Source organism: Streptomyces yamdrokensis (assembly GCF_053890455.1).
The window spans coordinates 2,223,165-2,246,852 of the sequence record NZ_CM132679.1 but is presented as its reverse complement, the minus strand read 5'-3'; the positions used below and the strand labels follow the sequence as shown (position 1 = coordinate 2,246,852).

Annotated in this window: 18 protein-coding genes; 9 read left to right on the top strand and 9 right to left on the bottom strand. The window is 72.9% G+C overall.

Features of this window, described 5'->3' with window-relative positions:
- The first annotated feature begins 152 nt into the window (after positions 1 to 152).
- Positions 153 to 1,979 carry a flavin-containing monooxygenase gene (locus ACWZEH_RS09460; RefSeq protein WP_456197390.1) on the top strand — a complete coding sequence of 609 codons (1,827 nt, stop codon included), beginning with the start codon at positions 153 to 155 and terminating at the stop codon, positions 1,977 to 1,979.
- A 20-nt stretch (positions 1,980 to 1,999) separates the two neighbouring features.
- Here the strand turns inward: ACWZEH_RS09460 and ACWZEH_RS09455 are convergent, their stop codons facing one another.
- The 3 genes from ACWZEH_RS09455 to ACWZEH_RS09445 all read right to left on the bottom strand — a co-directional run bounded on the left by ACWZEH_RS09455 (position 2,000) and on the right by ACWZEH_RS09445 (position 8,781).
- Positions 2,000 to 3,271, bottom strand: a complete 1,272-nt coding sequence (locus ACWZEH_RS09455; RefSeq protein ID WP_456197388.1) for a hypothetical protein — start codon at positions 3,269 to 3,271, stop codon at positions 2,000 to 2,002.
- Positions 3,268 to 7,461 carry an SNF2-related protein gene (locus tag ACWZEH_RS09450; RefSeq protein WP_456197386.1) on the bottom strand — a complete coding sequence of 1,398 codons (4,194 nt, stop codon included), beginning with the start codon at positions 7,459 to 7,461 and terminating at the stop codon, positions 3,268 to 3,270. The genes ACWZEH_RS09455 and ACWZEH_RS09450 overlap by 4 nt, the downstream gene beginning before the upstream one ends.
- A gap of 696 nt (positions 7,462 to 8,157) precedes the next feature.
- Entirely contained in the window at positions 8,158 to 8,781 is a 624-nt protein-coding gene (locus ACWZEH_RS09445) for a TetR/AcrR family transcriptional regulator (protein WP_456197385.1), read from the bottom strand.
- Positions 8,782 to 8,880: 99 nt separating this feature from the next.
- Between ACWZEH_RS09445 and ACWZEH_RS09440 the strand changes: the two genes are divergently transcribed.
- The 3 genes from ACWZEH_RS09440 to ACWZEH_RS09430 all read left to right on the top strand — a co-directional run bounded on the left by ACWZEH_RS09440 (position 8,881) and on the right by ACWZEH_RS09430 (position 12,002).
- A complete protein-coding gene (locus tag ACWZEH_RS09440) occupies positions 8,881 to 10,035 on the top strand; it encodes an epoxide hydrolase family protein (RefSeq protein ID WP_456197384.1) in 1,155 nt (384 codons plus the stop codon).
- Between the two features lie 309 nt (positions 10,036 to 10,344).
- On the top strand, positions 10,345 to 10,740 hold the full coding sequence (locus tag ACWZEH_RS09435; RefSeq protein WP_456197382.1) for a PPOX class F420-dependent oxidoreductase: 396 nt from the start codon (positions 10,345 to 10,347) through the stop codon (positions 10,738 to 10,740).
- Positions 10,741 to 11,399: 659 nt separating this feature from the next.
- Positions 11,400 to 12,002, top strand: a complete 603-nt coding sequence (locus tag ACWZEH_RS09430; protein WP_456197380.1) for a hypothetical protein — start codon at positions 11,400 to 11,402, stop codon at positions 12,000 to 12,002.
- Between the two features lie 591 nt (positions 12,003 to 12,593).
- Here ACWZEH_RS09430 and ACWZEH_RS09425 read toward each other — a convergent pair.
- Both ACWZEH_RS09425 and ACWZEH_RS09420 read right to left on the bottom strand, forming a co-directional pair.
- Positions 12,594 to 13,439, bottom strand: coding sequence for a serine hydrolase domain-containing protein (locus ACWZEH_RS09425; protein WP_456197379.1), 846 nt, complete (start codon positions 13,437 to 13,439; stop codon positions 12,594 to 12,596).
- Between the two features lie 18 nt (positions 13,440 to 13,457).
- Positions 13,458 to 13,934, bottom strand: coding sequence for a GNAT family N-acetyltransferase (locus tag ACWZEH_RS09420; RefSeq protein WP_456197377.1), 477 nt, complete (start codon positions 13,932 to 13,934; stop codon positions 13,458 to 13,460).
- Positions 13,935 to 14,030: 96 nt separating this feature from the next.
- Between ACWZEH_RS09420 and ACWZEH_RS09415 the strand changes: the two genes are divergently transcribed.
- The 3 genes from ACWZEH_RS09415 (at position 14,031) to ACWZEH_RS09405 (ending at position 16,663) form a co-directional block, all read left to right on the top strand.
- Positions 14,031 to 14,507: a MerR family transcriptional regulator gene (locus tag ACWZEH_RS09415; protein WP_456197375.1), complete on the top strand. Its 477-nt coding sequence runs from the start codon at positions 14,031 to 14,033 to the stop codon at positions 14,505 to 14,507.
- Entirely contained in the window at positions 14,504 to 15,565 is a 1,062-nt protein-coding gene (locus ACWZEH_RS09410) for an aldo/keto reductase (protein WP_456197373.1), read from the top strand. Before ACWZEH_RS09415 ends, ACWZEH_RS09410 begins: the two co-directional genes overlap by 4 nt.
- A gap of 585 nt (positions 15,566 to 16,150) precedes the next feature.
- Positions 16,151 to 16,663 carry a hypothetical protein gene (locus ACWZEH_RS09405; RefSeq protein ID WP_456197371.1) on the top strand — a complete coding sequence of 171 codons (513 nt, stop codon included), beginning with the start codon at positions 16,151 to 16,153 and terminating at the stop codon, positions 16,661 to 16,663.
- Positions 16,664 to 16,698: 35 nt separating this feature from the next.
- On the opposite strand, the gene ACWZEH_RS09400 is transcribed toward ACWZEH_RS09405, so the two are convergent.
- From ACWZEH_RS09400 to ACWZEH_RS09385, 4 genes are all read right to left on the bottom strand, one after another.
- Positions 16,699 to 17,700, bottom strand: coding sequence for a helix-turn-helix domain-containing protein (locus ACWZEH_RS09400; protein WP_456197369.1), 1,002 nt, complete (start codon positions 17,698 to 17,700; stop codon positions 16,699 to 16,701).
- 626 nt (positions 17,701 to 18,326) lie between these two features.
- Positions 18,327 to 19,175, bottom strand: coding sequence for a DUF4429 domain-containing protein (locus ACWZEH_RS09395; protein ID WP_456197367.1), 849 nt, complete (start codon positions 19,173 to 19,175; stop codon positions 18,327 to 18,329).
- A gap of 67 nt (positions 19,176 to 19,242) precedes the next feature.
- The gene (locus tag ACWZEH_RS09390) at positions 19,243 to 20,460 is read right to left on the bottom strand and encodes an alpha/beta hydrolase (RefSeq protein ID WP_456197365.1); all 1,218 of its coding nucleotides are present in this window, start codon (positions 20,458 to 20,460) and stop codon (positions 19,243 to 19,245) included.
- Positions 20,461 to 20,584: 124 nt separating this feature from the next.
- Positions 20,585 to 21,253, bottom strand: a complete 669-nt coding sequence (locus ACWZEH_RS09385) for a TetR family transcriptional regulator (RefSeq protein ID WP_456197363.1) — start codon at positions 21,251 to 21,253, stop codon at positions 20,585 to 20,587.
- A 178-nt stretch (positions 21,254 to 21,431) separates the two neighbouring features.
- On the opposite strand from ACWZEH_RS09385, the gene ACWZEH_RS09380 reads away from it, so the two are divergent.
- Together ACWZEH_RS09380 and ACWZEH_RS09375 are read left to right on the top strand one after the other, a co-directional pair.
- Positions 21,432 to 23,054: an MFS transporter gene (locus ACWZEH_RS09380; RefSeq protein WP_456197361.1), complete on the top strand. Its 1,623-nt coding sequence runs from the start codon at positions 21,432 to 21,434 to the stop codon at positions 23,052 to 23,054.
- A 257-nt stretch (positions 23,055 to 23,311) separates the two neighbouring features.
- Entirely contained in the window at positions 23,312 to 23,620 is a 309-nt protein-coding gene (locus ACWZEH_RS09375) for a small hydrophobic protein (RefSeq protein WP_456197359.1), read from the top strand.
- Positions 23,621 to 23,688: the final 68 nt, after the last annotated feature.

Below are 23,688 nucleotides of genomic sequence, written 5' to 3'. Positions count from 1 at the left end.
GCGGCGGTGGGGCCGAGACGGACCAGTACGCGCCACAGCGCGTCCGATTCTCAACCGGACAGCGTTGTCCGGTAGTTGTTACCGTAGCGGAGTCGACGGCCGCACAGGCCGACGCGGCCGGAACAACAGAGGATTGAGGCAGGTCCCCCCACATGACGATCCCTCGCACGACGACCCGCCAAGTGCCGTCCTTCGAAGAGCTGGAGGCGCTGAGGCTGCGCTACCGCGCGGAGCGCGAGCGACGCGTACGCCCGGACGGCGCCGCCCAGTACCGGGCCACCGAAGCCGAGTTCGGCTACTACGCCGCCGATCCGTACGTCGGTGAGGCCGCCGAGCGCGAGCCGCTGCACGACACCGTCGACGTCGCCGTGGTCGGCGGCGGGTTCGGCGGCGTCCTCGCCGGGGCGCGGCTGCGGCAGCGGGGTGTGCGGTCCGTCCGCGTCGTCGAGACGGGCGGCGACTTCGGGGGCACCTGGTACTGGAACCGGTACCCGGGCATCCACTGCGACATCGAGGCGCACGTGTACCTGCCGATGCTCGACGAGACCGGGTACGTCCCGGAGTGGAAGTACGCCCCGGGAGAGGAGATCCGCCGCCACGCGATGCGCGTCGCCCGGCAGTTCGACCTCTACGGGAACGCCCTGTTCTCGACCTCGGTCACCTCGCTGACCTGGGAGGAGACATCCGGGACGTGGATCGTGGCCACCGACCGCGGTGACGCGTTCCACGCCACGTACGTCGTCACCTCCACCGGCACCCTGTCCACACCCAAGCTTCCCGGGATCCCCGGCATCCAGGACTTCGAGGGACACACCTTCCACACCTCGCGGTGGGACTACGCCTACACCGGCGGCACCCCCGACGGAGGCATGACCGGCCTCGCGGACAAGCGGGTGGGCGTCGTCGGCACCGGCGCCACCGGCATCCAGGTCATCCCGATGCTGGCCGAGGACGCCGCGCACGTCCACGTCTTCCAGCGCACCCCGTCCACCGTGGACGTACGTGCCAACCGCCGCACCACCGCCCGGGACGTCGGCGCCGACCGCGAGGGCTGGGCGGCCGAGCGCCGCGACAACTACCTCCGCATCGTCTCCGGCGAACCGGCCGACGAGGACCTCGTCGCCGACCGCTGGACCGAGTCGGCCGGCCTCCTGGAGAAGCTCCTGCCGAGCTTTCGCCGCCAGGGCGACCGGGCGGCCTTCGAAGCCGCCTACGAGGCCGCCGACGCCGCGAAGATGAACGAACTCCGTGCCCGCGTGGAGGAGACGGTCACCGACCCGGACACGGCGGAGAAGCTCAAGCCCTGGTACCGGTACGCCTGCAAGCGCCCCACCTTCTCCGACCGGTACTACCAGGCGTTCAACCGCGACAACGTCACCCTGGTGGACACCGCGGACACCCATGGCATCGAGCGCGTCACCGGGAACGGCGTCGTGGTCGGCGACGTCACGTACGAACTCGACTGCCTGATCTTCGCGACCGGATTCGACGTCGGGACCTCCGGCGTCCTCTCCGGGAAGCTGCCGGTGTACGGCCGCGGCGGCACCCAGCTCCTGCACGCGTGGGCGCAGCAGGGCCCGCGCACCCTGCACGGCTTCACCAGCAACGGCTTCCCGAACCTGATCCAGATGGGGACCCTGCAGAACGCCAGCAGCGTCAACTTCACCCACATCCTGGACGAACAGGCCGTCCACGCCGCCGCTCTCGTCGCCGCCGCCGAAGCCGGGGGCGCCCTCCTCGAACCGTCCCGCGAGCTCGAGGACGCCTGGCTCGCCACCCTGGCGAAGGACGCCCCCGACCACGAGTGGTTCCACGCCGGCTGCACTCCCGGCTACTACAACAGGGAAGGCCGGGGCCGCCCCAACGGCCCCACCGCCTACCCCCACGGCGCCCATACCTTCCACCGACTTCTCAAGCAGTGGCGCGAGGACTCCCTCGAGGACATCCTCCGGCCGAGGACACCGCTCCAGGACCGGTGAGCCGACGGGGGAGGGGGACGCTATGAAGTGCGCCGGTTCGCGCGCCCCGCGGTGCGGGCGGCGCGATAGGCGCCGGCCGGGTCGGCGGACGGGCCGGGGACGGGCTGCCAGACGCCGTACGGGGCGCGGTAGGGGTGCCAGCGCCCGTCCGGTCCGTACCTGAGCTGGATGCCGGCGGCGTCGTCGGTGAGCCGGTTGTGCTCGCACGTGACGGGGGCCGTGGCGGCGGGGCGCAGCGGCTGGATGCGGGCCCGGGCGTCGGCGAGGACGTCGTGGCCGACGGTGAACGGCTCGAGGTAGGCGGCTGCTCCGCCCGGTCCGCCGTGGGTGTGGGCGAGCCGGTAGTGGCCCATGCCGACGATGTCCAGGCCGAGACGGTCCATGGCGGCCTGCCGGAACGGCGCCCCGTGCGGCAGGGCCAGGAAGCGCGCGATGTCGCTGCCGGGGCCGGGGCAGGCCGGTGGCTCCTGCCCCTCGAGAAGGGTTTTGGCGCGGTGGGCGGCGTCCGCCGCCAACGCGTCCAGGGCCTCGGCCGCGGGCAGCGGGGCAGGGGGCTCGGCGAGTGAACCGGTCGGCACCGGGCGTGCCCCGGTGAGATCGAGGTCGACCGGGCCGGGGACCGGCGGGGCGGGCGGGTTCGGTGGGGTCGGTTCTGCGGCCGGGGCCGGGGCCGGGGCAGGGCCAGGGGTTTGGGCCGGGACGGTGGCGGCGGGTGGGGACCCGGACACCGGGGGCCCGGTTCCCCCGGGGGCCGCGCCGCTCACGCGCAGGCGCTTCTTCAGGTGCTGGTGGGGGCGGCCGCGCAGTGTGAACAGCGCGGCGGGCGTGGTGCGCAGCCGCTCGGCGAGGAGCATGCCGAGGGCGACGGAGTGCGGGCACGCGGCGCCGGCGGCCTCAGGGTCGCAGGTGCAGGTGTGGGAGATGTCCTCCGGGCCGGGGACGAGGGCGACGCCGCCGGTGTGTGCCGGGTCGGTGAGCCGGTCGCTGACGGCGGCGGTTCCGGCGACGGCCGCGGCGTCGGGGCGTGCGCGGATCGCGGCCTCGAGACGGTCCCAGTCGGCGTCCGTGAGCTCGGCGACGAGCAGCCGGGGCCGGGCGACGCGACCGCCGGGCAGGGGGAACTTGCTCGTGGCGAAGCCCCGGTTGACGTTGAGGGGGCCCGCCTCGTCGGTGAGGAGCAGGCGCCGCGCCGCGTCCAGGAGCGCGGCGTCCCCGGCGTCCCGGGCGAGGGCGGCGGTGAGGGCGGAGGTCAGGGCGTGGGCCCATCCGGCGGTGGTGTGCGGCACGCTCATCGGCGTTCTCCCAGGGCCACGAGGCCGGCCAGTTCCCGGTCGGTGAGCCGGGTGAGCGCCCGGTCCCCGCCGGTCAGGACGGCGGAGGCCAGGGTGCGCTTACGGGCGAGGAGTTCGTCGATGCGGTCCTCGACGGTGTGCCGGGTGATCAGACGGTGCACGGTGACGGTCCGGTGCTGGCCGATGCGGTGGGCGCGGTCGGTGGCCTGGTCCTCGACGGCGGCGTTCCAGCTGCGGTCGTAGTGGACGACGTGGGCGGCGCGGGTGAGGGTCAGGCCGGTCCCGGCCGCTCTGAGGGACAGGACCATCACCGGGTGCAGGCCGGCCTGGAAGGCGTCGACCATGCGCGTCCGCTCGGCCAGGGGCGTCGCCCCGTGCAGGAAGAGCGGGTCGTGGCCGAGGTGGGTGAGGTGGGCGGTGAGCAGGTGGCCCATGGCGACGTAGCTGGTGAAGACCAGTGCGGCCTCGCCGCTCGCCCGGATCGTCTCCAGCAGGTCGACGAGGGCCGCGGTCTTGGCCGAGCGTGCCGTGAACGCGGGTGACTCGCCGTCGGCGGGCGGCTGTTCACGCAGGTAGTGGGCGGGGTGGTTGGTGATCTGCTTCAGCGCGGTCAGGAGCTTGAAGACCAGGCCGTTGCGTTCGATGCCGCGGGCGTCCTCGATCTGCTGCAGGGTCTCGCGGACGACCGCCTCGTACAGACCGGCCTGCTCGGTGGTCAGCTGCACCGGGCGCGGCCGGTCGATCTTCGCCGGGAGCTCGGGGGCGATGCCGGGGTCGGTCTTGCGGCGCCGGAGCAGGAACGGGGCGACGACCCGGCCCAGTTCGGCGGCCTCCACACCGCCGGGGTTCTTCTCCGCGGCGTTCGCCCACCGGGACCGGAACGCCGTCAGCGGCCCGAACAGGCCCGGGTTGGTCCAGTCGAGCAGCGACCACAGCTCGGACAGGTTGTTCTCCACCGGGGTGCCGGTCAGTGCCAGGCGGGTGGTGGAGGGCAGGGCGCGCAGCCGACGGGCGGTGGCGGAGGCGGGGTTCTTCGCGTGCTGGGCCTCGTCGGCGACGACCAGGCCCCAGTGCCGCTCGGCGAGACGGACGGCGTCGCGGCGCAGCAGGTCGTAGGTGGTGACCACCAGCGTGGTGTCGGTGACCGCCTCCAGCGTGCGTTCGGCGCCGTGGTAGGCGACGACCGGCAGGCGGGGGGCGAAGCGGGCGGCCTCGCGGCACCAGGTGGCCACCAGGGACGCCGGGCAGACCACCAGCGCCGGGCCGGGACCGTACCGCTGGTGGTGCAGGGTGAAGGCGAGCGCGGTGAGGGTCTTGCCCAGTCCCATGTCGTCGGCGAGGACGGCGCCGAACCCGAGGCGTGTGGTGTGCGCGAGCCAGGTCAGGGCCCGTTGCTGGTAGCCGCGCAGGGCGGCCGTCAGCCCGGCGGGGGCGGGCACCGCCTCGGGATGGTGCTCGCCCCGGCGCAGCACACCGATCAGGTCGGCGAGCGGTCCGGCGGGTCGGCAGGCCACCGTGTCGTCGGCGACGGTGACGGTGCCCGTCAGGGCGGCGGTCAGCGCCTGCGTCCCGGGCAGCCGGCCCAGGAGCCGGTGTCGGGCACGGCGCCGGAGGGCAGGGTCGGCCAGCACCCACTGTCCGCGGACGCGCACCAGCGGCCGGGCCGCTTCGGCGAGGGCATCCATCTCCTCCTCGCTGAGGTCGGCGCCGTCGAGAGCGACCTGCCAGCGGAAGTCGAGCAGCGCCGTCACGCTGAACCGCGACCGTTCCCCGGCCGCCCGGCCGGGCCCGCCCGGGCCGTCTTCCTCCTCCCCGTCCGGTGTGCCGACGACCGCGGCCGCCGACAGGGCGGTGCGCAGCCGCTCGGGCCACACCACCCGTACTCCCGCTCCGGCGAGTTCGGCCTCCTGCTCCAGCAGCGCGGCGATGTCGGCGGAGCGCAGGACGCACTGCCGCGGGTTCTCCGCACCGGCCAGTACGGCCAGCGCGGTCAGGGCCGGATTCAGCCGCACGGCCCGGCGCAGGAGCCGCCGTACCCGCGGCCGGACCGTATCGGCGCCTTCTCCGCCGACGCGCGCGCCACCGGCCCACACCTGGGCGGCGGCCACCTCTTCCGGTTCATCCGGTTCGCCCGGCACGGAGTCCGCGGGGGCGGAGTCCGCCGGGGCCAGGTGCAGGTCGGCGGTGAGCCGGCCGGCGGCGGCCTGCTCGTCGTCGGGCGGCCGGACCCGCAGGACCAGCCGCGGGGCCGGGCCGCCGTCGACCAGGTCCTCCACACCGTCCAGCCAGCCGCGCACCGCCCCCTGCGTCCCGGTGGTGACCGGGCCCGGTACGGGCGCCGTCCAGGGCCCGGCACCGCACAGGACGGCGGCCGGGGTACGCACCAGCGCGTCGGCCACCGCGTCGCAGCAGGCGAGGAGCGCCCGGCGCGCGCTCATACCGGGACCGGGACCGGGCCCGGACGACAGGACGGCGCCGGGAGGTGCCGCCGCGGCGAGCGCCGTCAACGCTTCCTCGGCGTCCGCCGGGACCGGGCCCACGCGCCATACCGCGTGCCCGCGCTCGTCGAGCGCGGGACGGACGAGCCGGGCCCGGACGAGTTGCAGGGCGATGTGCACCGCCCGCTGCCAGAACACCGCGGTCGGGTCCGCGCCGGCACCGGCCCGGTGCACCGCGGGCAGGCCGTCCGCGAGCCCGGCCCGCCACCCGGCGGCGGGCGGGGCGGACAGGCCGGTCACCGGCAGCGCACGGGAACGGGAACGGGAACGGGAACGGGAGCCGCCGTCCCGCACCCACCACACCGCCGGGTCCGCGCCCCGGGCGGGCACGAACGACACCGGGCAGCCCGCGGCAACCGCTTCGTGCAGCCGGGCCGGGGAAGGGACGGACGGCGTGGCCGCGGGGCCCGGCCCCGGGGAACGCCGGTCGTCCGCGCCCTCGGGGTCGCCGAGAGTGGCGGCGGTGTCGGCGGCGTCGATGGAGGCGAGCTTGCGCAGCAGTTTCAGCGCCGCCGCGCCGCGTGCCGCGTTCTTGTCCGGGCCGACCGCGGTGGCCTGGACCTGCAGGTCACTGGTCCGGTGGCGGCAGCGGTAGGTGCACTCCACGCGCGATCCCAGGACCCGCAGCGTCGACTCGGGCTTGGTGATCGCCTCCCGCTGACAGTGCTTGTTGAGCGTCCTGACCGGGTCCTGGCCCTGCGCGGGGACCGTGATGCGTGCGGTCCCGGCCCGCTTGTCCTCGACCTGCGGGGCGGGCTCCGGCAGGCCGGCCAGTTCGGCGAGCAGCGCGCAGCAGGCGTAGTGCCTGGCCGTCCCGCGTGACCAGGCGGTCCGTTCCGGCCCGCTCCACGTGCGTTCCGCCCGCAGCCGGGCCCGCACGCGGTGGCGGCCTCCGGCGGTGTCCGGCTCCTCCTCGTAGGACAGGCCGTGCCCCTCACCCTCGCCGTGCTGTTCGGCGTACCAGTGCAGCAGCCTGGCCGGAGCCGGGGGCATCGCCGCGGCCCGCCGGAGTGCCGCCGTGCGCGTCCTGGTCCACTCCCTGCCCCGGGCGGTGAGGAGCAGCAGGTACAGGTCGCGGTGGCGCAGCCGTCCCGTGCCGGCCCGGCGCAGTGCCTCCTCCTCCAGCTCCGGACCGGGCCCCCGCCCCGCCGACAGGGCGCGCAGCAGGCGGTGTTCGAAGACCTCCGTCAGCATGCCCGGCAGGACGAGGCGCCCGGCCGCTCCGCCCCGGCCCGGTTCCCGGCCCGGCGGTTCGACGCCGGCCAGAGCTGCCAGCAGGGCGAGCGCCGCCCGGTCCTTCGCCTCCCGGCCGGTACGGGCCTGCCGGGCGGGTCCGGTGACCTGTGCGCCCGCGGCACCGACCACGGCCGCGAACGCGGCACCGGTGCCGCCGTGTTCCGGTGGGACCTCTTCGTACCGAGGGGGCGGCAGCACCTCGACCTGGGTGTGGGTGAGAAGAACGTGCCGCGCCGACTCCACGTCGTGGGCCAGGACGTCGATCACGGCTCGGCGCACCGGCTGCCAACCCGGCAGGTGCGCCGTCCCCAGGAGCACCAACCGCATGTCGCGCACCGTCAACAGCCCGGCGTGAAGGCGCCGCAGCGCCTCGTCGGCCACCGCGGGGCCGTCCACCGTCGACCCGACGAGTCTCCTGAGCGCCTCGTGCCACGGGTCGGCGTCCGGCGACCTCACGTCCCGACCGGTCGACGCCGCCTCCGCCCGCGAACCGGCTGCAGCCGTAGAACCCACTCCCACTCCCCATCGCCCCGGCGCGGCAGCACCGGACCCGATCACTTTAAGCGAGTGAGTCGCTACCGTGAGCCAGATTGCCGACATCGTCGCCCCCGGCACCGGTAGCGGCCTGGCCGGGGCGGTGGGCGACCGCAGCCGTGTCCATGGCTTCGCGTCCGTGTCTGACGTGGCGGTGTGCCAGGGTGGGCGGGCGGTACGGGGAGGCGCCCACGTGCCCGAGGGGGTGCCGAACTCGCCGACGACCGCATGCGCCACGACCAGGGGCGTACCTGCCTGACGGTCAACCACCGCCCCTCCGTGCCCCCGCCGAAGCTCGCCCGCCTCATGGACGGTCAGCTTCAGCGCGGCCCCCGCCCGGCGCGGCAGCACGGCCGGGCGCAGATGCCTCTTGCCCGGTCACGGCCCTGGACGCCCGCGCAACCCCCTCGGCCACGCGGGCACTCTGAGACGCCACGGTCCGCCCGCCCTCGCGGCACGGAACACCGTCATGACGGACGCCCTGGTGACACAGTCATGACGGACACCCTGGTGGGCCCGCCGCCCATGGTCGTCGCCGGCCTGCTCGGCATCCACCCCGATCCGGCCGAACGCGGGGCCACCCTCGTCGGTGGGGACCGGTCCGCATGCTGGGCGGTGCTACGGGCCGCACCGCGGGGCCGGCCGGGCAGGGCGCATGGTTTCTCCGTCTGGCCGCAGGTCGGCGTGGCGGAGTCCGGCGAGTGCCACAGCCAGGGCGCGCCGCCACCGGTGGGGGTCGTGTTGCCGTGAGGCGTCCATCACGGCGCCCACCATGAGGTGGACGGTCTCGAGGTCGTCGGCGGTCACTCCGGGCGGCAACCGGCCGGCGCGGACCGCGCGTTCGACGAGCTGTGCGACCAGTTCCGCGATGCGGGCGCAGCCCTGCGCCAGGTGGGCGGTCCCCTGCTGTCCGCCGCGCAGCAGTTCCCCCAGGGCGCGGTTGTCGGCTTCGAGTTCGAACTGCCGCTCCATGAACCAGGTGAGGCCGCTCCAGGGGTCGTCGGTCCGGCATGCCTGCTGGGCAAGGGCGACCACGGCGTCGACGTGTTCGGCGAACAGGGCGTCCACGAGATCCTGGCGGTCGGGGAAGCGGCGGTACAGGGTGCCCATGCCGCTTCCGGCCGTGCGGGCGATCTCCTCGTACGGCACCCGCAACCCGTCGCGGGCCATGAGTTCCCGTGCCGCCTCCAGCAGGCGCTGCCGGTTGCGCTCGGCGTCACGGCGCAAGGGACGTTCGGTCATGCGGGCGACCCTACCAAGTGGAGACCACTCTCCTAAGTTGAAGAATCTTTCCACTTCGTGGTTTGGTGGCACCGACCACACCACTACGAGGAGGCGGTCATGCCCTCACTGCCCACGACAGTCGAAGCCTTCCCGATTGCGGTCGACGAGCGGGAACTCGACCGGCTCGCCCGTCGGCTGGCCGATACCCGCTGGCCGGACCGGGAGACCGGCCCCGACCAGGGACCGGAACTGGAGCGCATCCGCGCGCTGTGCGCACACTGGGCCACCGATTACGACTGGCGCCGCTGCGAGAAGGACATCAACGGCATCGGGTCGTTCCGTACCGTCCTGGACGGCGTCGGCGTGCACTTCCTGCACGCCCGCTCGCCCGAGCCGTCGGCGATGCCCCTCCTGCTGTGCCACGGCTGGCCCGGGTCCGTCCTGGAGTTCCGGCACCTGGTCGGGCCGCTGACCGATCCCGTCGCGCACGGCGGCCGGGCCGAGGACGCCTTCCACGTCGTGATCCCCTCAATGCCCGGCTTCGGTTTCTCCGACAAGCCCACCGCCCCCGGGTGGGGTGTTTCCCGTACCGCCGTCGCCTGGATCGAGCTCATGGACCGCCTCGGCTACCGCGAGTGGGTCGCACAGGGCGGCGACTGGGGATCGGCCGTCGTCGAGGCGATCAGCCGCAAGGCGCCCGGGGGACTTCTCGGCATGCACGTCAACCTGCCGCTGGTGTTCCCCACCGCCCAGGAGATCGAGGAGGCGACACCCGACGAGCGGCGCATGCTGGACAAGGCGGAGCGCTACCGGAGCGTGCTCGACGGCTACTCCCGGGAGCAGGCCACCCGGCCGCAGACCATCGGCTATTCCCTGGCCGACTCACCCGCCGGACTGGCCGCCTGGATCTACACCCTCTTCCAGGACGTCACCGACAGCGACGGCAACCCCGAGGCGGTCGTCCCGCGCGACGAGATCCTGGACGACATCATGATGTACTGGCTGCCCAACGCGGGCGCCTCCTCCGCACGGCTGTACTGGGAGGCACGCCAGGAACCGGGAGGCGTACCCGGGCCGAACCCCACGCCGGCCGGGTTCAGCATCTTCCCCGGCGAGGCCGTGCAGGCATCGCGCCGTTGGATCGAGCGGCGTTACTCCAACGTCCTGCACTACCGCCGGCTCGATCACGGAGGACACTTCGCGGCTCTTGAACAGCCCGCCGTCCTGACCGACGAGATCCGCACCACCTTCCGGTCACTGCGCCGCGGATGAACCAGCCCGGCCCCTGCCTTTCGCGAGGCACGCGGCGTCCCGGCCGCGTCCCGGCCGCTCCGCCCGTACTCCGGTCCGGGCCACCGCGACTGGCAGCCCCCGCGCGGTCGGGGTCCTGCGGATCCGGTGAAGAAAGTCCGTCGCTCTTTCGCGTGAAAACAATGCTGTAGGGCGGGCCGACGGCAACGGCAACGGCAGCCGGCTGCGGCACTCGCCGGATTTCGGCAAGTCGTTCCGACCGGCCGATCGCGAGCCGTTGATCAGCAGTGCAGCTCCCCGAACACCCATGAAGGAGAAGGTGTCTTTATCGTGCCCCTGTCGAACGGCCTGCTCGAGGTGCTGCAGTCCCCGGCCCAGTGTTTCCTGACCACCCTCATGCCGGACGGTTCCCCTCAGATCACGCAGACCTGGGTGGACACGGACGGAGAGAACATCGTCATCAACACGGTGAGCACCCACCAGAAGGTGCGCAACGTCGAGCGTGATCCTCGCGTTGCCGTGGCTGTGGCGGACCCGTCCACTCCGTCGCGTTACTGGGCGGTCCGGGGGCGTGTCACGGCTTCCGGGACGGAGGGCGCCCGGGAGCACATCGACAAGCTGTCCCACAAGTACCTGGGCCGCCCTTACCCGGGGTTCGACGGCGGCACGCAACAGCGCGTCATTCTGACCATCGGCGTCGACAAGCTGCACACCCCCCGCCGCTGATTCGCCCGTCCTCCCGGCGGCGGTCGTCGTTTCCCGAGATCCGCACAGGAGGAACTCCCCGACCGCCGCGGGGCGGCCGTTCGCCATGACCCCGCCGGGGACCCCGGGGCCGTGCCCGCCCGGAATTCGAAGCCCTCGGCTCCTGACCGGTGGTTCGAGCCTCGCGGGCCGTTACGGCTGCCGGGCCGACGCGGTCAGTCCAGCCGCTGGAACTATTCCCACAGGCCCTTACTCGCCGCCGAAACCGGCGGTTCTTCCACCGCCGATAACGCCGACCTCTCATCGTGCTCGGATACTTCCGCGGTCGACACGTCCGCTACGTCACCGACGAGTGAACCCCATGAGTTTCTGATCAATAGTGTTCTTTCATCACGCCGATGGTTGGTCCGGGCGCGTTCTTTCGAACGGAAAGTTGAGTCCTTCAGCCGTAGGTGGCCGACTCGGCACCGTTAATCTGATTCCGATGGTGCGTCACAGGCCCTGTGACGCAGCCGCCGTTCCATGAGGCCGAAGAGACCTGTTCAGTCTCAATGAGCCTGCAATGAAATTTACTTGGCGTGGAGTTGTGCCCGGCAGGGCAGGAAGTGGCGGGCTGAGGCGGTCATTGCTGCCGGGAACCGGCAGTGACCTGGTGCGATGCCTGTGACAGGCTGCGGATCATGGGCTGGTCGTTCAGGGTGCACGGTGGTGTCGCGGCTGGACTGGGAGCCGTGCTGCTGGTGCTGGCCGGGCTCACCTGGCTGCCGGGGGCTTTGCCTCTGGCCGGGGTGAGGTGGCTGCCGATGGTGCTTGTGGTGGTGCTCTTCCCGGTCTTCGTGGCCGCGGTGGCGCGTCTTCTGCTGCGGCGCGCGGACAAAGGCCTGGTGTGGCAGGCCTTCCGCTGCCTTCCCGGCAAGGTTCAGGTCGGGCTCCTGGCGTTGGCTCTGTCGGGCTTTGCCATGACGGCCTTCGGCTACGAGCCGGAAGGGAACCTGCAGTCCGCCGAGGTGAGGGACGGGCGGTACTTCGCCTTCGACACGACGCCGCACGCGCGCGGCACCGTCGAGATCTCCCAGGAACAGTACCGGGCCGTCCATGAGGCCGATCAGCGGAGCCTGCTCGCCGTCCCGGGGCTGCTCTTCGTCGGCGCCGCGTATGTCGTTCTGGCAGCCGGTGAGTTGCACCGGGCGGATCTCGGTATTCAGGGAGCAGGGAAAAGGGAGGACGTTCGCTCACGCGGGCGCAGTGCGCCGTCCGCCGCGAACGCGGGCCGGGCCCGGTGAGAGCGGGTACGGGACGCATCGCGGCCGTCGGGATGGCGGGCGCCGTCCCCGTCGGGGCCGCCGTGTTCGGCGGCCGGGCCTTCGCGGAGAGCGCGAACGACGGCCCTACCCGCGGTCTTCCCTCTCGGCGGGCCGAGGGCTCCCCGTCGCCCGAGGGCGTGAAGGGGACGCTCACCGTCGGGGAGAGGGAGCGGGACGGTGCACGCGTCGGCAGCCGCCCCCGACGGCAGCGTGACCGTGTACGCACCCGTGCGCGACGGGGGCGAGGCGGGCCCTGCTTCTCGTGGAGGCGGTGACCGACCGGTGGGGTGTCGCGCCGTGTCCCACGGGGGGTGGAAAGACCGTGTGGTTCGAGTGTGCCCTCGGCTCCGTGCCTCGGTCGGCACCACCTCGGTGAACGGCCGGGCTGCTGATGGTCGTGCAGTACGACGAGGGTTCTGGTTTCGCGCGGGGTGCTGCGCGAAACCAGAACAAACCTTGGGTTCTACGGCCGGCCAGAGGGTGGCGCCATGGCCGGAGACCGTGCCGTCGGCCGCTCTGCCCTCCGGCGGACCACACGGGCACGCCGGCGGGCGCCGCCGTCGTCGGCGGTCAGGCAGCCGCGCCGGTGCTTCCGCGGAGCTCCGCCAGCACCGCGTCCGTGAAGGGCGGCCAGGCCTCGACCGCCCAGGGGCCGAAGGCGCGGTCGGCCAGGGCCACGCAGGCGACGTCCGCCGCCGGGTCGATCCACAGGAACGTGCCCGACTGGCCGAAGTGGCCGAACGTGCGGGGAGAGGAGGAACCGCCCGTCCAGTGCGGGGACTTGGCGTCGCGGATCTCGAAGCCCAGGCCCCAGTCGTTGGGGTTCTGGTGGCCGTAGCCCGGCAGGACGCCCTTCGTGCCCGGGTACTGGACCGTCATCGCCTCGGCGACGGTACGGGCGTCCAGCAGGCGCGGGGCCTGCACCTCGGCGGCGAAGCGCAGCAGGTCGTCGAGGGTGGAGGTGCCGTCCTTCGCGGGGGAGCCGGTTCCCTCCAGGGAGGTCGACGTCATCCCCAGCGGCTCCAGCACCGCCTGCCGCAGGTACTCGGCGAACGGGATCTCCGTCGCCTTCGCGATGTGGTCCCCGAGCTGTTCGAACCCGGCGTTGGAGTACAGGCGGCGCTCGCCGGGGGCGGAGGTCACCCGGTGCTCGTCGAAGGCGAGGCCGGAGGTGTGGGCGAGGAGGTGGCGGACCGTGGAGCCCTCGGGGCCCGCCGGTTCGTCCAGCTCGATCGCGCCCTCCTCGTACGCCACGAGCGCCGCGTACGCCGCGAGCGGCTTGGTGACCGAGGCCAGCGGGAGGCGGTGGCCGGTGGGGCCGTGGGTGCCCAGGACGGTGCCGTCCGCCCGGACGACGCCCGCCGCCGCGGTGGGAACCGGCCAGTTCTCGATCAGTGCGAGGCTCTTGAGCGACATGCCTTCGAGCCTAAGCGTTCACAGGGTCAGTTCCAGCAAGGGGTCCGGCTTCCGCGTGAAGCCCATCGAGGCGTACAGCGGCTCGGCCTGCGCGGACGCCGTGAGGCGGATGCGGCGGGCGCCCCGCTCGCGGAACCACGCCAGCAGTTCCTCCATGCAGGCGCGCGCGTAGCCCCGGCGCCGGGCGTCCGGGTCGGTGGCGACGCTGAAGACGTAGCCGTCGGTGCCGTGCGGGCTGTGCGCGCCGCCGATGCGGTACTCGATCGTGCCGGCCACCAGCGCCGACAGCCCGCCCCGCTCCGGGAGGCCCGGCCGGTCCACCACGAACGCCGCGAACGGGCCCTCCGGCTCCGCCAGCTTCGCGCGCAGTACCGGCAGTGCGTCGGCGTGCCAGTCCGTGGCGGGGGAGGAGCGGGCCATCGAGTCGATCATCACCTGGCGCAGGCGCAGTACTTCCTCCGCGTCCCCGGGCACCGCACGGCGTACGAGTGTCATGGCCGGCATCGTAATCGGGCAGGACGTCCGTCCTCCTGCCGTTTTCCCGCCGGTCGTGCTTGCCTGGAGTGCACTCCAGGGATTTAGCGTGGGTGCATGACGGTGACGGAGACCACGGGTGAGAGCACGGGTGCCACGACCGACACCTGCGCAGGTCCGCCGCAGGGCGACCGGCGGCCGGACGGCGCGGACAAGTACACGATCAGCGAGGTGGCCGCCCTCACCGGGCTCAGCGCCCACACCCTGCGCTGGTACGAGCGCATCGGGCTGATGCCGCACATCGACCGGTCGCACACCGGGCAGCGCCGCTACAGCAACCGCGACCTCGACTGGCTCGCCCTCGTCGGCAAGCTCCGTCTGACCGGGATGCCGGTCGCGGACATGGTCCGGTACGCGGAGATGGTGCGGGAGGGCGACCACACCTACGCCGACCGCTTCGACCTCCTCAAGGCGACCCGCGAGGACGTGGTGGCCCGGATCGCGGAACTGCAGGGCACCCTCGCCGTGCTCGACCGGAAGATCAGCTTCTACGCGGACGCCGGGCGCGCCCTGGCGTCGGAGAGGTCCCGATGACCAACGGCACGAACGGCACGAACGGCACGAACGGCACGAACAGCGCGAGCGGCAGGATCACGACGGCGGTACTGGGTGCGGGCGGCCCCGAAGTGGGCGTGCAGGGCCTGGGCTGCATGGGCATGAGTTTCGCCTACGGACCCGCGGACGCGGAGGCCTCCCGGGCGACCCTGGAGCGGGCCCTGGAACTGGGCGTCACGCTCTACGACACGGCCGACTCGTACGCGGCGGGGGAGAACGAGCGGTTCCTGTCCCCGTTCTTCAAGGCGCACCGGGACGAGATCGTGATCGCGACCAAGTTCGCGCTGTCGATCCCGCCCGACGAGCCGACCCGGCGGATCGTCCGCAACGACGCCCCGTACATCCGGCAGGCCGTCGAGGCGAGCCTGAAGCGCCTGGACATCGACACCATCGACCTCTACTACATGCACCGGCGCGACGTGAACGTGCCGATCGAGGAGACCGCCGGCGTCATGGCGGAGCTGGTGCGCGAGGGCAAGGTCAAGCAGCTCGGGCTGAGCGAGGTCACCGCCGGCGAACTGCGGGCCGCGCACGCCGTGCACCCGATCGCCGCGGTGCAGTCGGAGTGGTCGCTGTTCAGCCGAGACATCGAGGCGAACGTCGTACCGGCCGCCCGGGACCTGGGCGTGACCCTGGTGCCGTACTCGCCGCTCGGGCGGGGCTTTTTGACCGGTTCCTTCGCCGACGCCGGCCAGGACCTCACACCGGACGACTTCCGCCGCCTCATGCCCCGGTTCACCGGCGAGAACGCGGCGGCCAACACGGCCCTGCTCGCCCCGGTCCGCGCGGTCGCCGACGCGCACGGCGCCACGCCCGGCCAGATCGCCCTGGCCTGGGTCCAGCAGCGGGCGGCCGTGCACGGCCTCCCGGTCGTCCCGATCCCGGGCACGCGCAAGCCGTCCCGGGTGGAGGAGAACACGGCGGCCACCCGGATCGCCCTCACGGACGAGGAACTGGCCCGACTGGACCCGATCGCCGCCAAGGTGGCGGGCACCCGCTACGCGGACATGGCCTTCACGTCCGCCGGACGGGAGTAGAGCGCGGACCTGGGGCCGAACCCGGAAGGCGGGTTCGGCCGTCGGCCGGTCGGGTCCTGTCCGGCGGATCATGCCGAAGACGCGGGGTCCGGCACGCCCGTCCGCGGCGTTGCCGTCGGTCGCCGGCTCCCCCGGGCTCCCGGCTCCGCTCGGGCAGGGAGGGACCTCCATCGCGTCGGCGCCCTCCTCCGCCTCGCGGCCGAACGCACCGGACCCCACCCGCCCCGGCCGGACGGACACCGCCGGTCGCCCCCGACGTGATCCGCCGGACAGGCCCTACGGCCGGCCGGCAGGCGGCGGTGGTCGTTCCGTACCGGTGTACTGCGCCGCACGCCCTTCGAGGAGGCGTGTCCCGACACGACGGCACGCCGCCTTCGCCGCCCTCCCCGTTGAGGATCAGCGACAGGGAACCGCCGGACATTGACGATCCGCGCCAGGGGGCCCCGTCGTCGCACCGCACGGTCCGCCGCGGTGCCATCGTCGTGTCGTCGGTCCTCGGCGCCCGGTCACGGGCCCACCGCATCCGCCGGGGGCGGCCGAGCACACCGACATCACCGATACACCGATGACACGGAGGCCACACGCATGCGTATCCGAAACAGGGCGGCAGCGCTCACGTCCGGAACGACTCTCGCGGCCGGAGTGCTGCTCGCCACTGTCGCCACGGCCCCCGCCCAGGCGTACAGCCCCAACCCGACGACCTACGTCACCACGCGGGCGACGGACAACTGCCCGTGCACGCACGGCGACCTGATCGACGGGACGTACTTCCAGAAGGACGTCGGGGGCAAGGGCGTCAAGATCCTGGCGACGGTGGGCCAGCCCTCCAACATCGTGGGCAAGGTCGAGTTCCACCCTCTGGGCGAGAAGCTCTGGATCTACGACACGAAGAACGACGGCGACGCCCTCTACGCCGTCGTGGAGTACGTCGTCAACGGCAGCACGGTGACCAAGGGCCCGTACAAGGCCCCCGGCACCACGAAGGCGATCGATGTCCGGACCGTCGACCTGGACATCGCCGAGAACAAGGGGGTGACGGTCCGGCTGTACGACGGCAATGGCACGGACCACATCCGGTCCGTTTCGGGCCGGGCCTGAAGCCCGACCGCTGCGCGACGCCCGCTCGGGCGGGCTCACCCCGGCGGGGCGAGCGCGCCCCGCCGGTAGTCGCCCGGCGGGGCGCCGTAGACGTCGCGAAAGGCCCTGCTGAAGTGGGCCGGGGAGGTGAAGCCCCAGCGGGCGGCGACGGCGTGGACAGGGGACGCGTGCAGTGCCGGGTCGGTGAGGTCCCGGCGGGCGGCTTCGAGGCGGCCGGCGCGGATCAGGCCCGCCACCGTCTCCTCCTCGGCCTCGAAGAGGCGGTGGAGCTGGCGGGTGGAGAGATGGTGGGCGGCGGCGACTGTGACCGGGGACAGTCCGGGATCGTGCAGGTTGCGCCTGATGTGCTCGCGGACGTGGAACACCAGGGCGCGGTCGCGGGTCCCGGCCGGGAGCCCGGCCAGGGTCTCGGTCTCGTGGGCCATCATCCCGGCCACCAGGTCGACCAGCAGCGTGCTGAGCCTTCGGCCGTCCGACGGGCGGTAGCCGCACTCCCGGCCGAAGAGCTGGGTCACGGCCTGCGTGAGCAGCAGCCCGAAGCCGTGCCGACCGGAGATGCGCCGCCCGAGCAGCCGGTCGGTACGCCCGCGGAGGGCCGGTGACAGCGGTACCAGCGCCTTGGGAATCTCCAGACCGAAGCCCACGATCGGCGAGCCGCCGAACGGCGACCGGACCTCGCAGGGCCGCGACATGTCGATCACGTAGATGTCGTGGGTGTGATGCGTGTCGCTGTTGCCCGCCTGCGCGGTGGCCAGGGGAGCGCTGCCGGGCAGGACCAGCGTGAGGTGGTACAGCTCCGGGTCGAAGCTCCGGACGTCCACGGGGCCGCGCCGGTAGTGGCACGGTTGGAAGTCGCTCCACCACACGGCCAGCGGGCCGAGGCGCAGCAGGCGCTGGGAGGCGGTGAAGTCGGCGGGCCGGTCGCAGAGGACCTCCATCGGCGCGATGGTGCGGCGTACGCATTCCCGCCAGGCGTCGAACCGTTCCTGGCGTCGCAGGTCCGAGGTCCGGAACACCGTTTCGGTCAGCATGAACATCAGGCCTTTCCACGCGATCCCACTCTGTTCCCCGTCCGGCCCCGGCCGCGCCGTGGCGGGACACCGGCCTCAAGGCTTGCCGCTCACCCGCCGTCCCGGCCAGATCTGCCGCCCACGACGGGAAATCCAGGGAAGCAGGCCGTCCTGACCTGGGCTTTCCCGCTCGTCCCAGGGACGGGGCGCCACCCGCGGCAAGGGTTCGCGGCACGGGCGCGCCCCGGGGAAGCGGCCGCAGTCGCCGCCGGCGCAGCACGTGTCCCACCTCGGGGGAGTTCACGAGGACGGCGGTGCGGCCCGGGACCGGAGGCGTTTGCCCAGGGACGGCGCGAGCTCCGGGGCCCTCCCCTTCGGGGCGAGTCGTGATGGCGTGCCGGGGCCGGACCACCGCTCATGCGGTGGGTTCGCGGGAACGCCACAGGAAGCCGCGACGCCATGCGGTGCCGAAGGGACGGCCGGTGTGCGGCGTCCTGACGCGCGCGGCGGCGCTCGGACTCCACCGGCCGGGGCGAGGGGGAGGGACGGCCCACGACACCGACCGCCGAGAGTGCCGGCCCGGCCACGGCGAGCCTCTCGGGTGCGCACCGACCGGCGGAGCGCGGCGGACCGCCACCACGGCCGGCGGAGCCCTACAGTTCCGCCAGCAACTCCGCCTTCTTGGAGGAGAACTCCTCGTCCGTCACCAGTCCCGCCTGGTGCAGTTCACCCAGGTGGCGGATGCGCTCGGCGATGTCCGCGGGGTCGCGGCGTACGGCGGCCGCGGCGACCGCGGGTACCGGCGCGGACGTCCGCGCCGCCGCCAGCACGGCCGCCGCGAACGGCAGTGACTCGTGCACCGGGCCGTAGCCCAGCCCGAACACCACGGCCGCCGGGTCCTGGTCGGGGTGCGGCGGCCGGTCCGGTTCGTCGCGGCGCAGCAGGCGCAGGTGTCCCTCGAACACCTCCGGCGACCGCCACTCCACGCCGCTCAACCCGCCCACGGGGAAGCGCTGGTCACCCGCCTTCCACTTCGTCGAGGAGGCGCCCGTCCAGGACCAGCGGAAGGAGACCGTCCTCCCGTCGAAGGTGGCCCGTCCGTCGTACGCCTTGAAGCGCAGCGGCCCCTCGGGGGCGGCCACCAGATGGCGCTCGGCGGGACCCGACCCGGTGAGCAGGGCGAGGAGTTCGTCGGCGTAGTACTCGGCGAGCGTCTCGCGTTCGGCGGGCAGCACGAGCCGGTAGGGGTCGCTGCTTTCCTTCAACTGCCCGGCCGCCGCCTCCATCAGCGGGTCGGCGCCGGGCCGCGGCTCGATGCGCAGCACGACGGTGTCGCGTCTGCCGGGGGTCAGCGTCACTCCGGCGACGGCCTCCAGGGGGACACGACGTTCCCCGAGTGCCTGAAACAGCTTGGGTGTTCGAATCCCCCTTTCGTACCGGATGAGCACGGAGTCGGACTCGAACTCCCAGGCGGCGTGAAATCCGGCCAGTACGTCACCCATGCGGCTCATCGTATGCGGCACGAGCTTTTTCGTCCCCTCCCCGTGCACACCGCGGTTCCTCCGTTCTCTACGCGCGTCCCGATGCCGCGGCGTCGGACAAACCCGCCCGGCATACGCCGCCCCCGTGCGCGCAGTCCACCGCGCGGTATGCGCCAACGCCGATCTCGGCGAAGTTGCGCAGGCTGTCGGTGCCCGGCACGAAGTACCCGCCGTGTCCCCGGGCCTCACGCGCCGACAGCACGCGCGCCCCGAAACCCGGGGACACCGGATCGGCGCCGTGTCCCAGTCCGCCGACCTCCAGATAGGGAACGTCCTGGATCCAGTCGTCGGCGTCCCGCATCGCCCACACCCGTGCGCGGGTGCGCAGTTCAAAGACGGTCCCGGCCCGCATGCCGGGACTGCCGGCCACCGCTATGTCGGTCACCCGGCCGGGCAGCGTGGGTGCGGCGAGCCCGCACACCACGGAGCCGTAGCTGTGGCAGAACAGGGAGACGCGGGACTCGCCGGGCAGGGCGCGCAGCAGCGAGTCGAGGCGTACCGCACCGTCCTCGGCGCGCATCGCCGTCGCCGCCTCCATGCCCAGCCCGCCGGGCGCGGTGTAGTCGGCCCAGGCGATCACGGCGGTACGGGTCGAGGGGGCCGCCGCGCGCTCGGCCGCGTACAGCGACTCGGCCATACCGACGGGCGCCGACCAGCGGCGGTAGGTGCGCTGGAAGGTCAGCAGATCGGTGTCGGCGCCGGGGACGACGACCGAGACCCGCTCGGCCCCGCGCAGGTCGCCGAAGACCTCGGCGGCCCGGCCGGACCCCGACGGGTCGAAGGCGAGGATCTGGCGGCCGGGGCTCAGCAGCGCTCCGAAGCGGTTCATCCGGCGGCCCGCCTGATGCTGTCCGGCGGGCGTGAGCCGCTCGTCGCGCATCCGTTGTCGCTCGACCTCACGGGCCTCCCCCAGCGCGAGGCGGTTGGCGCGGTAGCGCAACTCGACCGGGGCGCCGTTCATGTTGCCGACCGCGAGCGGGAAGCGGTGGGCGAGGCTCACCCGCTGCACCTTGGTGAGGGAGGCGAAGAAGCGGGCCAGTGCGGCGGGCGCGGACCGGGGGTCCGGCAGCCGGTGGCCTCCTGTGCGGCCGTGCTCCCAGGCGCTGAGCGAGGCCGGGAGCGGAGCCGCGTCCTGCTGCCGGCGCAGTGCCGTCCAGCCGGTGGTCGCCAGCATCACGAAGACGACGGCGAGTGCGAGGAGCGCGCGCCACACGTTCAGTTGCGGGGAGGCGTCGAAGGAAGTCACTGTCAGGACACACTAGGAGAACGAGAGGGTCTCGCGTCAATCAAGTGACCGGTGTCACGTTTCGGTGCGTCGTCGGGGGGCAGTGGTCGGCTGACAGCGGATCAGGTGCCACTCGGGACGCCGCTCAGGTGGCGTCCCAGGGCCCCGCCAGGGCGGACCCCAGCTGGTCCAGGTGAGCCGTCATCAGCTCACGCAGGGCGGCGAGGCCGGCGTCGTCCCCGGCGGACCAGGAGCGCTCCGCCACCCGGACCACGCTGCAGACGGCGGCCACCAGCACGCGCGGCCGGGGGTCGGTGTCCAGGTCGACGCCCTCGCGGTCGGCGATCACGCGGGCCAGCCGCTCCTCCAGTTCGCTCGAGCGCCGCAGATGGGCGGCGAGCAGCGCGGGCGTCGACTCGATCACCCGGTACACCCGCAGATGCAGTTCCAGGGGCACGACCTGCTCGACGACCTGGTTGACGCCGTCCCAGCCCTCCCGCAGGGCGCCGCGCAGCGCGTCCAGCGGCGGCTCGCCGGGCGGACGTCCCCGCACGGCGTCGACGACGAGGGACTCCACGAGGTGCGGGACGTGGAACGCGACCTCCTCCTTGCTGGCGAAGTAGCGGAAGAAGGTGCGCTGCGAGACGTGGACAGCCGCCGCGATGTCGTCGACCGTCGTCCCCTCGTAACCGCGGGTCGCGAACAGCTCCAGGGAGGCCCGGACCAGCGCGTCGCGGGTGAGGCGCTTCTTGCGCTCCCGCAGACCCGTACCCGGCGCCGGCATCGCGCCGACGACGGTCCCGGTCGTCTCCATCGTTCCTCCCGCGGTTTTCCGGACCTGTTCCCCGGGTCGGTTCCCGTGGCTCCTCCAGGGCCCCCTGAGGGCCTTCTGTAACTGTTCCCCCAGTTCACGCTATACGGACATGTCGGCTCAGTTACTGGTCGGTGAATTGGTTTGTCAACTGTCAGTGGCTGTCATTAGCCTCGAAGGTATGACTAGTCAGACCACCATCGACGCGACGGGACCCGGGGACGAGACACCCGTGGGCACCCCGTCGGACGCGGCACCCGGCAGAGGGCTGCGCGGCCACCCCTGGCTCACCCTCTTCACCGTCGCCGTCGGCGTCATGATGGTGGCCCTCGACGGCACCATCGTCGCCATCGCCAACCCCGTCATCGCCCGTGACCTGGGAGCCAGTTTCGCCGAGGTCCAGTGGATCACCAACGCGTACTTCCTCGCCCTCGCGGTCTCCCTGATCACCGCCGGCAAGCTCGGTGACCGGTTCGGCCACCGGCAGACCTTCCTCATCGGCGTCGTCGGCTTCGCCGCCGCCTCGGGCGCGATCGGCCTGTCCGACAGCATCGCGTCGGTCATCGTCTTCCGTGTCCTGCAGGGTCTGTTCGGCGCGCTGCTGATGCCGGCCGCGCTGGGTCTGCTGCGGGCGACCTTCCCGGCCGAGAAGCTCAACATGGCCATCGGCATCTGGGGCATGGTCATCGGTGCCTCCACCGCCGGCGGCCCGATCCTCGGCGGTGTCCTCGTCGAGCACGTCAGCTGGCAGTCGGTCTTCTGGATCAACGTCCCGGTCGGCGTCGTCGCGCTCGCCCTCGGCGTGTGGATCCTGCTCGACCACCGCGCGGAGAACCGCCCGCACTCCTTCGACATCCCCGGCATCGGCCTGCTGTCCGGCGCGATGTTCTGCCTCGTCTGGGCGCTGATCAAGGCCCCCGAGTGGGGCTGGGGAGACCTCAAGACCTGGGGGTTCATCGCCGCCGCGGTGGTGCTCTTCGTCGTCTTCGCCCTCTGGGAGAAGCGGGTGAAGGAGCCGCTGATCCCGCTGGCGATGTTCCGCTCCGTCCCGCTGTCCGCGGGTGTCGTGCTGATGGTCCTCATGGCCATCGCCTTCATGGGCGGCCTGTTCTTCGTCACCTTCTACCTGCAGAACGTGCACGGCCTGAGCCCGGTCGACGCCGGTCTGCACCTGCTGCCGCTCACCGGCATGATGATCGTCGGATCGCCGCTGGCCGGCGTGGTCATCACCAAGGCCGGTCCGCGCCTCCCGCTGGCGGGCGGCATGGCCTTCACCGCGCTCGCCATGTTCGGCATCTCCACGCTCGAGAAGGACACCGGCAGCGCCGTGATGTCCCTCTGGTTCGCCCTGCTGGGTCTCGGACTGGCCCCCGTCATGGTCGGCGCCACCGAGGTCATCGTGGGCAACGCGCCGCTGGAGCTCTCCGGTGTCGCAGGCGGCCTCCAGCAGGCCGCCATGCAGGTCGGCGGCAGCCTCGGTACGGCCGTGCTGGGCGCGGTGATGGCCTCCAAGGTCGACAGCGACCTCGCGGACAACTGGGCGGACGCGGGGCTCCCGCCGCTCACCCCGGAGCAGGGCGCGCAGGCCGCCGAGGCCGTCCAGGTGGGTGTGCCCCCGGTGAGCGAGCAGATGCCCCCGGAGATGGTCGCGACGGTCACCGAGGTGGCGCACGACACCTTCCTCTCCGGCATGAGCGCGGCTTCCCTGGTCGCCACCGCGGTCGCCGTCGTGGCGGTGGGCGTCGCCTTCCTCGCCAAGCGCGGTGAGAACGCGGAGGCCGGAGCGGGCGTGGGCCACATCTGACGGCTCCGGTGGCCGAGTTCGCCCATCAGGGTGAACCGCTGCGGTGATCCCTCCCGTTCGGAGGGCACCGCAGGTCACAGTGGGTCAGGTCCTCCGCAGGGCCTGGAGGGTGCCGGCTGCGGCGCGCTGCCGGAGGGGGGCAGCGCGTCGGCGGCGGCTCACCCGTTCTCGCTTCGAAGGCATTCACGCCCTGAGTGGGGGTACTCGCGTGTTGCACCCCACTACAACCTCAACCGACTACGGGGTACAGGGAGTTGATGATGGCGAGCTTCGGAGGCAGCACGCGCAGGCACCCCCGCTCACGTGGCCTGACGGGGTCACGGACCGGGCCGGATCGCGCGACGCTCGGAATCATCGGAGTCATCTGCGCGGTCGTCGGATTCTTCGTGCTGGGGATCGTCCTCGGCCCGGTGGCGATGGTCTGCGGCTGGCTTGCCATGGGCCGCAGCTGGGCCGGGTCCCGCCCGGTCCCGGCGGTGGTCGCCCTGGTTCTGGGCGCCATCGACACGCTGCTGGCGATCATCTGGCTGGCCTCGGCCACCGGCCCGGGCTACGGAATGTTCTGACGACCCGGTTCTGACCCGGATCCGGACGGAAGTCTCCGCCGCGGAACGGCGAAAGGGCCTCCGGCGAA

Excerpts from the sequence above, each read along its gene's own strand:
- ACWZEH_RS09400 (WP_456197369.1), bottom strand. The coding sequence starts at position 17,700 with ATGTTCATGCTGACCGAAACGGTGTTCCGGACCTCGGACCTGCGACGC.
- ACWZEH_RS09380 (WP_456197361.1), top strand. The coding sequence starts at position 21,432 with ATGACTAGTCAGACCACCATCGACGCGACGGGACCCGGGGACGAGACA.
- ACWZEH_RS09385 (WP_456197363.1), bottom strand. The coding sequence starts at position 21,253 with ATGGAGACGACCGGGACCGTCGTCGGCGCGATGCCGGCGCCGGGTACG.
- ACWZEH_RS09455 (WP_456197388.1), bottom strand. The coding sequence starts at position 3,271 with ATGAGCGTGCCGCACACCACCGCCGGATGGGCCCACGCCCTGACCTCC.
- ACWZEH_RS09405 (WP_456197371.1), top strand. The coding sequence starts at position 16,151 with ATGCGTATCCGAAACAGGGCGGCAGCGCTCACGTCCGGAACGACTCTC.
- ACWZEH_RS09445 (WP_456197385.1), bottom strand. The coding sequence starts at position 8,781 with ATGACCGAACGTCCCTTGCGCCGTGACGCCGAGCGCAACCGGCAGCGC.
- ACWZEH_RS09410 (WP_456197373.1), top strand. The coding sequence starts at position 14,504 with ATGACCAACGGCACGAACGGCACGAACGGCACGAACGGCACGAACAGC.
- ACWZEH_RS09420 (WP_456197377.1), bottom strand. The coding sequence starts at position 13,934 with ATGACACTCGTACGCCGTGCGGTGCCCGGGGACGCGGAGGAAGTACTG.
- ACWZEH_RS09460 (WP_456197390.1), top strand. The coding sequence starts at position 153 with ATGACGATCCCTCGCACGACGACCCGCCAAGTGCCGTCCTTCGAAGAG.
- ACWZEH_RS09395 (WP_456197367.1), bottom strand. The coding sequence starts at position 19,175 with ATGGGTGACGTACTGGCCGGATTTCACGCCGCCTGGGAGTTCGAGTCC.
- ACWZEH_RS09425 (WP_456197379.1), bottom strand. The coding sequence starts at position 13,439 with ATGTCGCTCAAGAGCCTCGCACTGATCGAGAACTGGCCGGTTCCCACC.
- ACWZEH_RS09440 (WP_456197384.1), top strand. The coding sequence starts at position 8,881 with ATGCCCTCACTGCCCACGACAGTCGAAGCCTTCCCGATTGCGGTCGAC.
- ACWZEH_RS09375 (WP_456197359.1), top strand. The coding sequence starts at position 23,312 with ATGATGGCGAGCTTCGGAGGCAGCACGCGCAGGCACCCCCGCTCACGT.
- ACWZEH_RS09415 (WP_456197375.1), top strand. The coding sequence starts at position 14,031 with ATGACGGTGACGGAGACCACGGGTGAGAGCACGGGTGCCACGACCGAC.
- ACWZEH_RS09430 (WP_456197380.1), top strand. The coding sequence starts at position 11,400 with ATGGGCTGGTCGTTCAGGGTGCACGGTGGTGTCGCGGCTGGACTGGGA.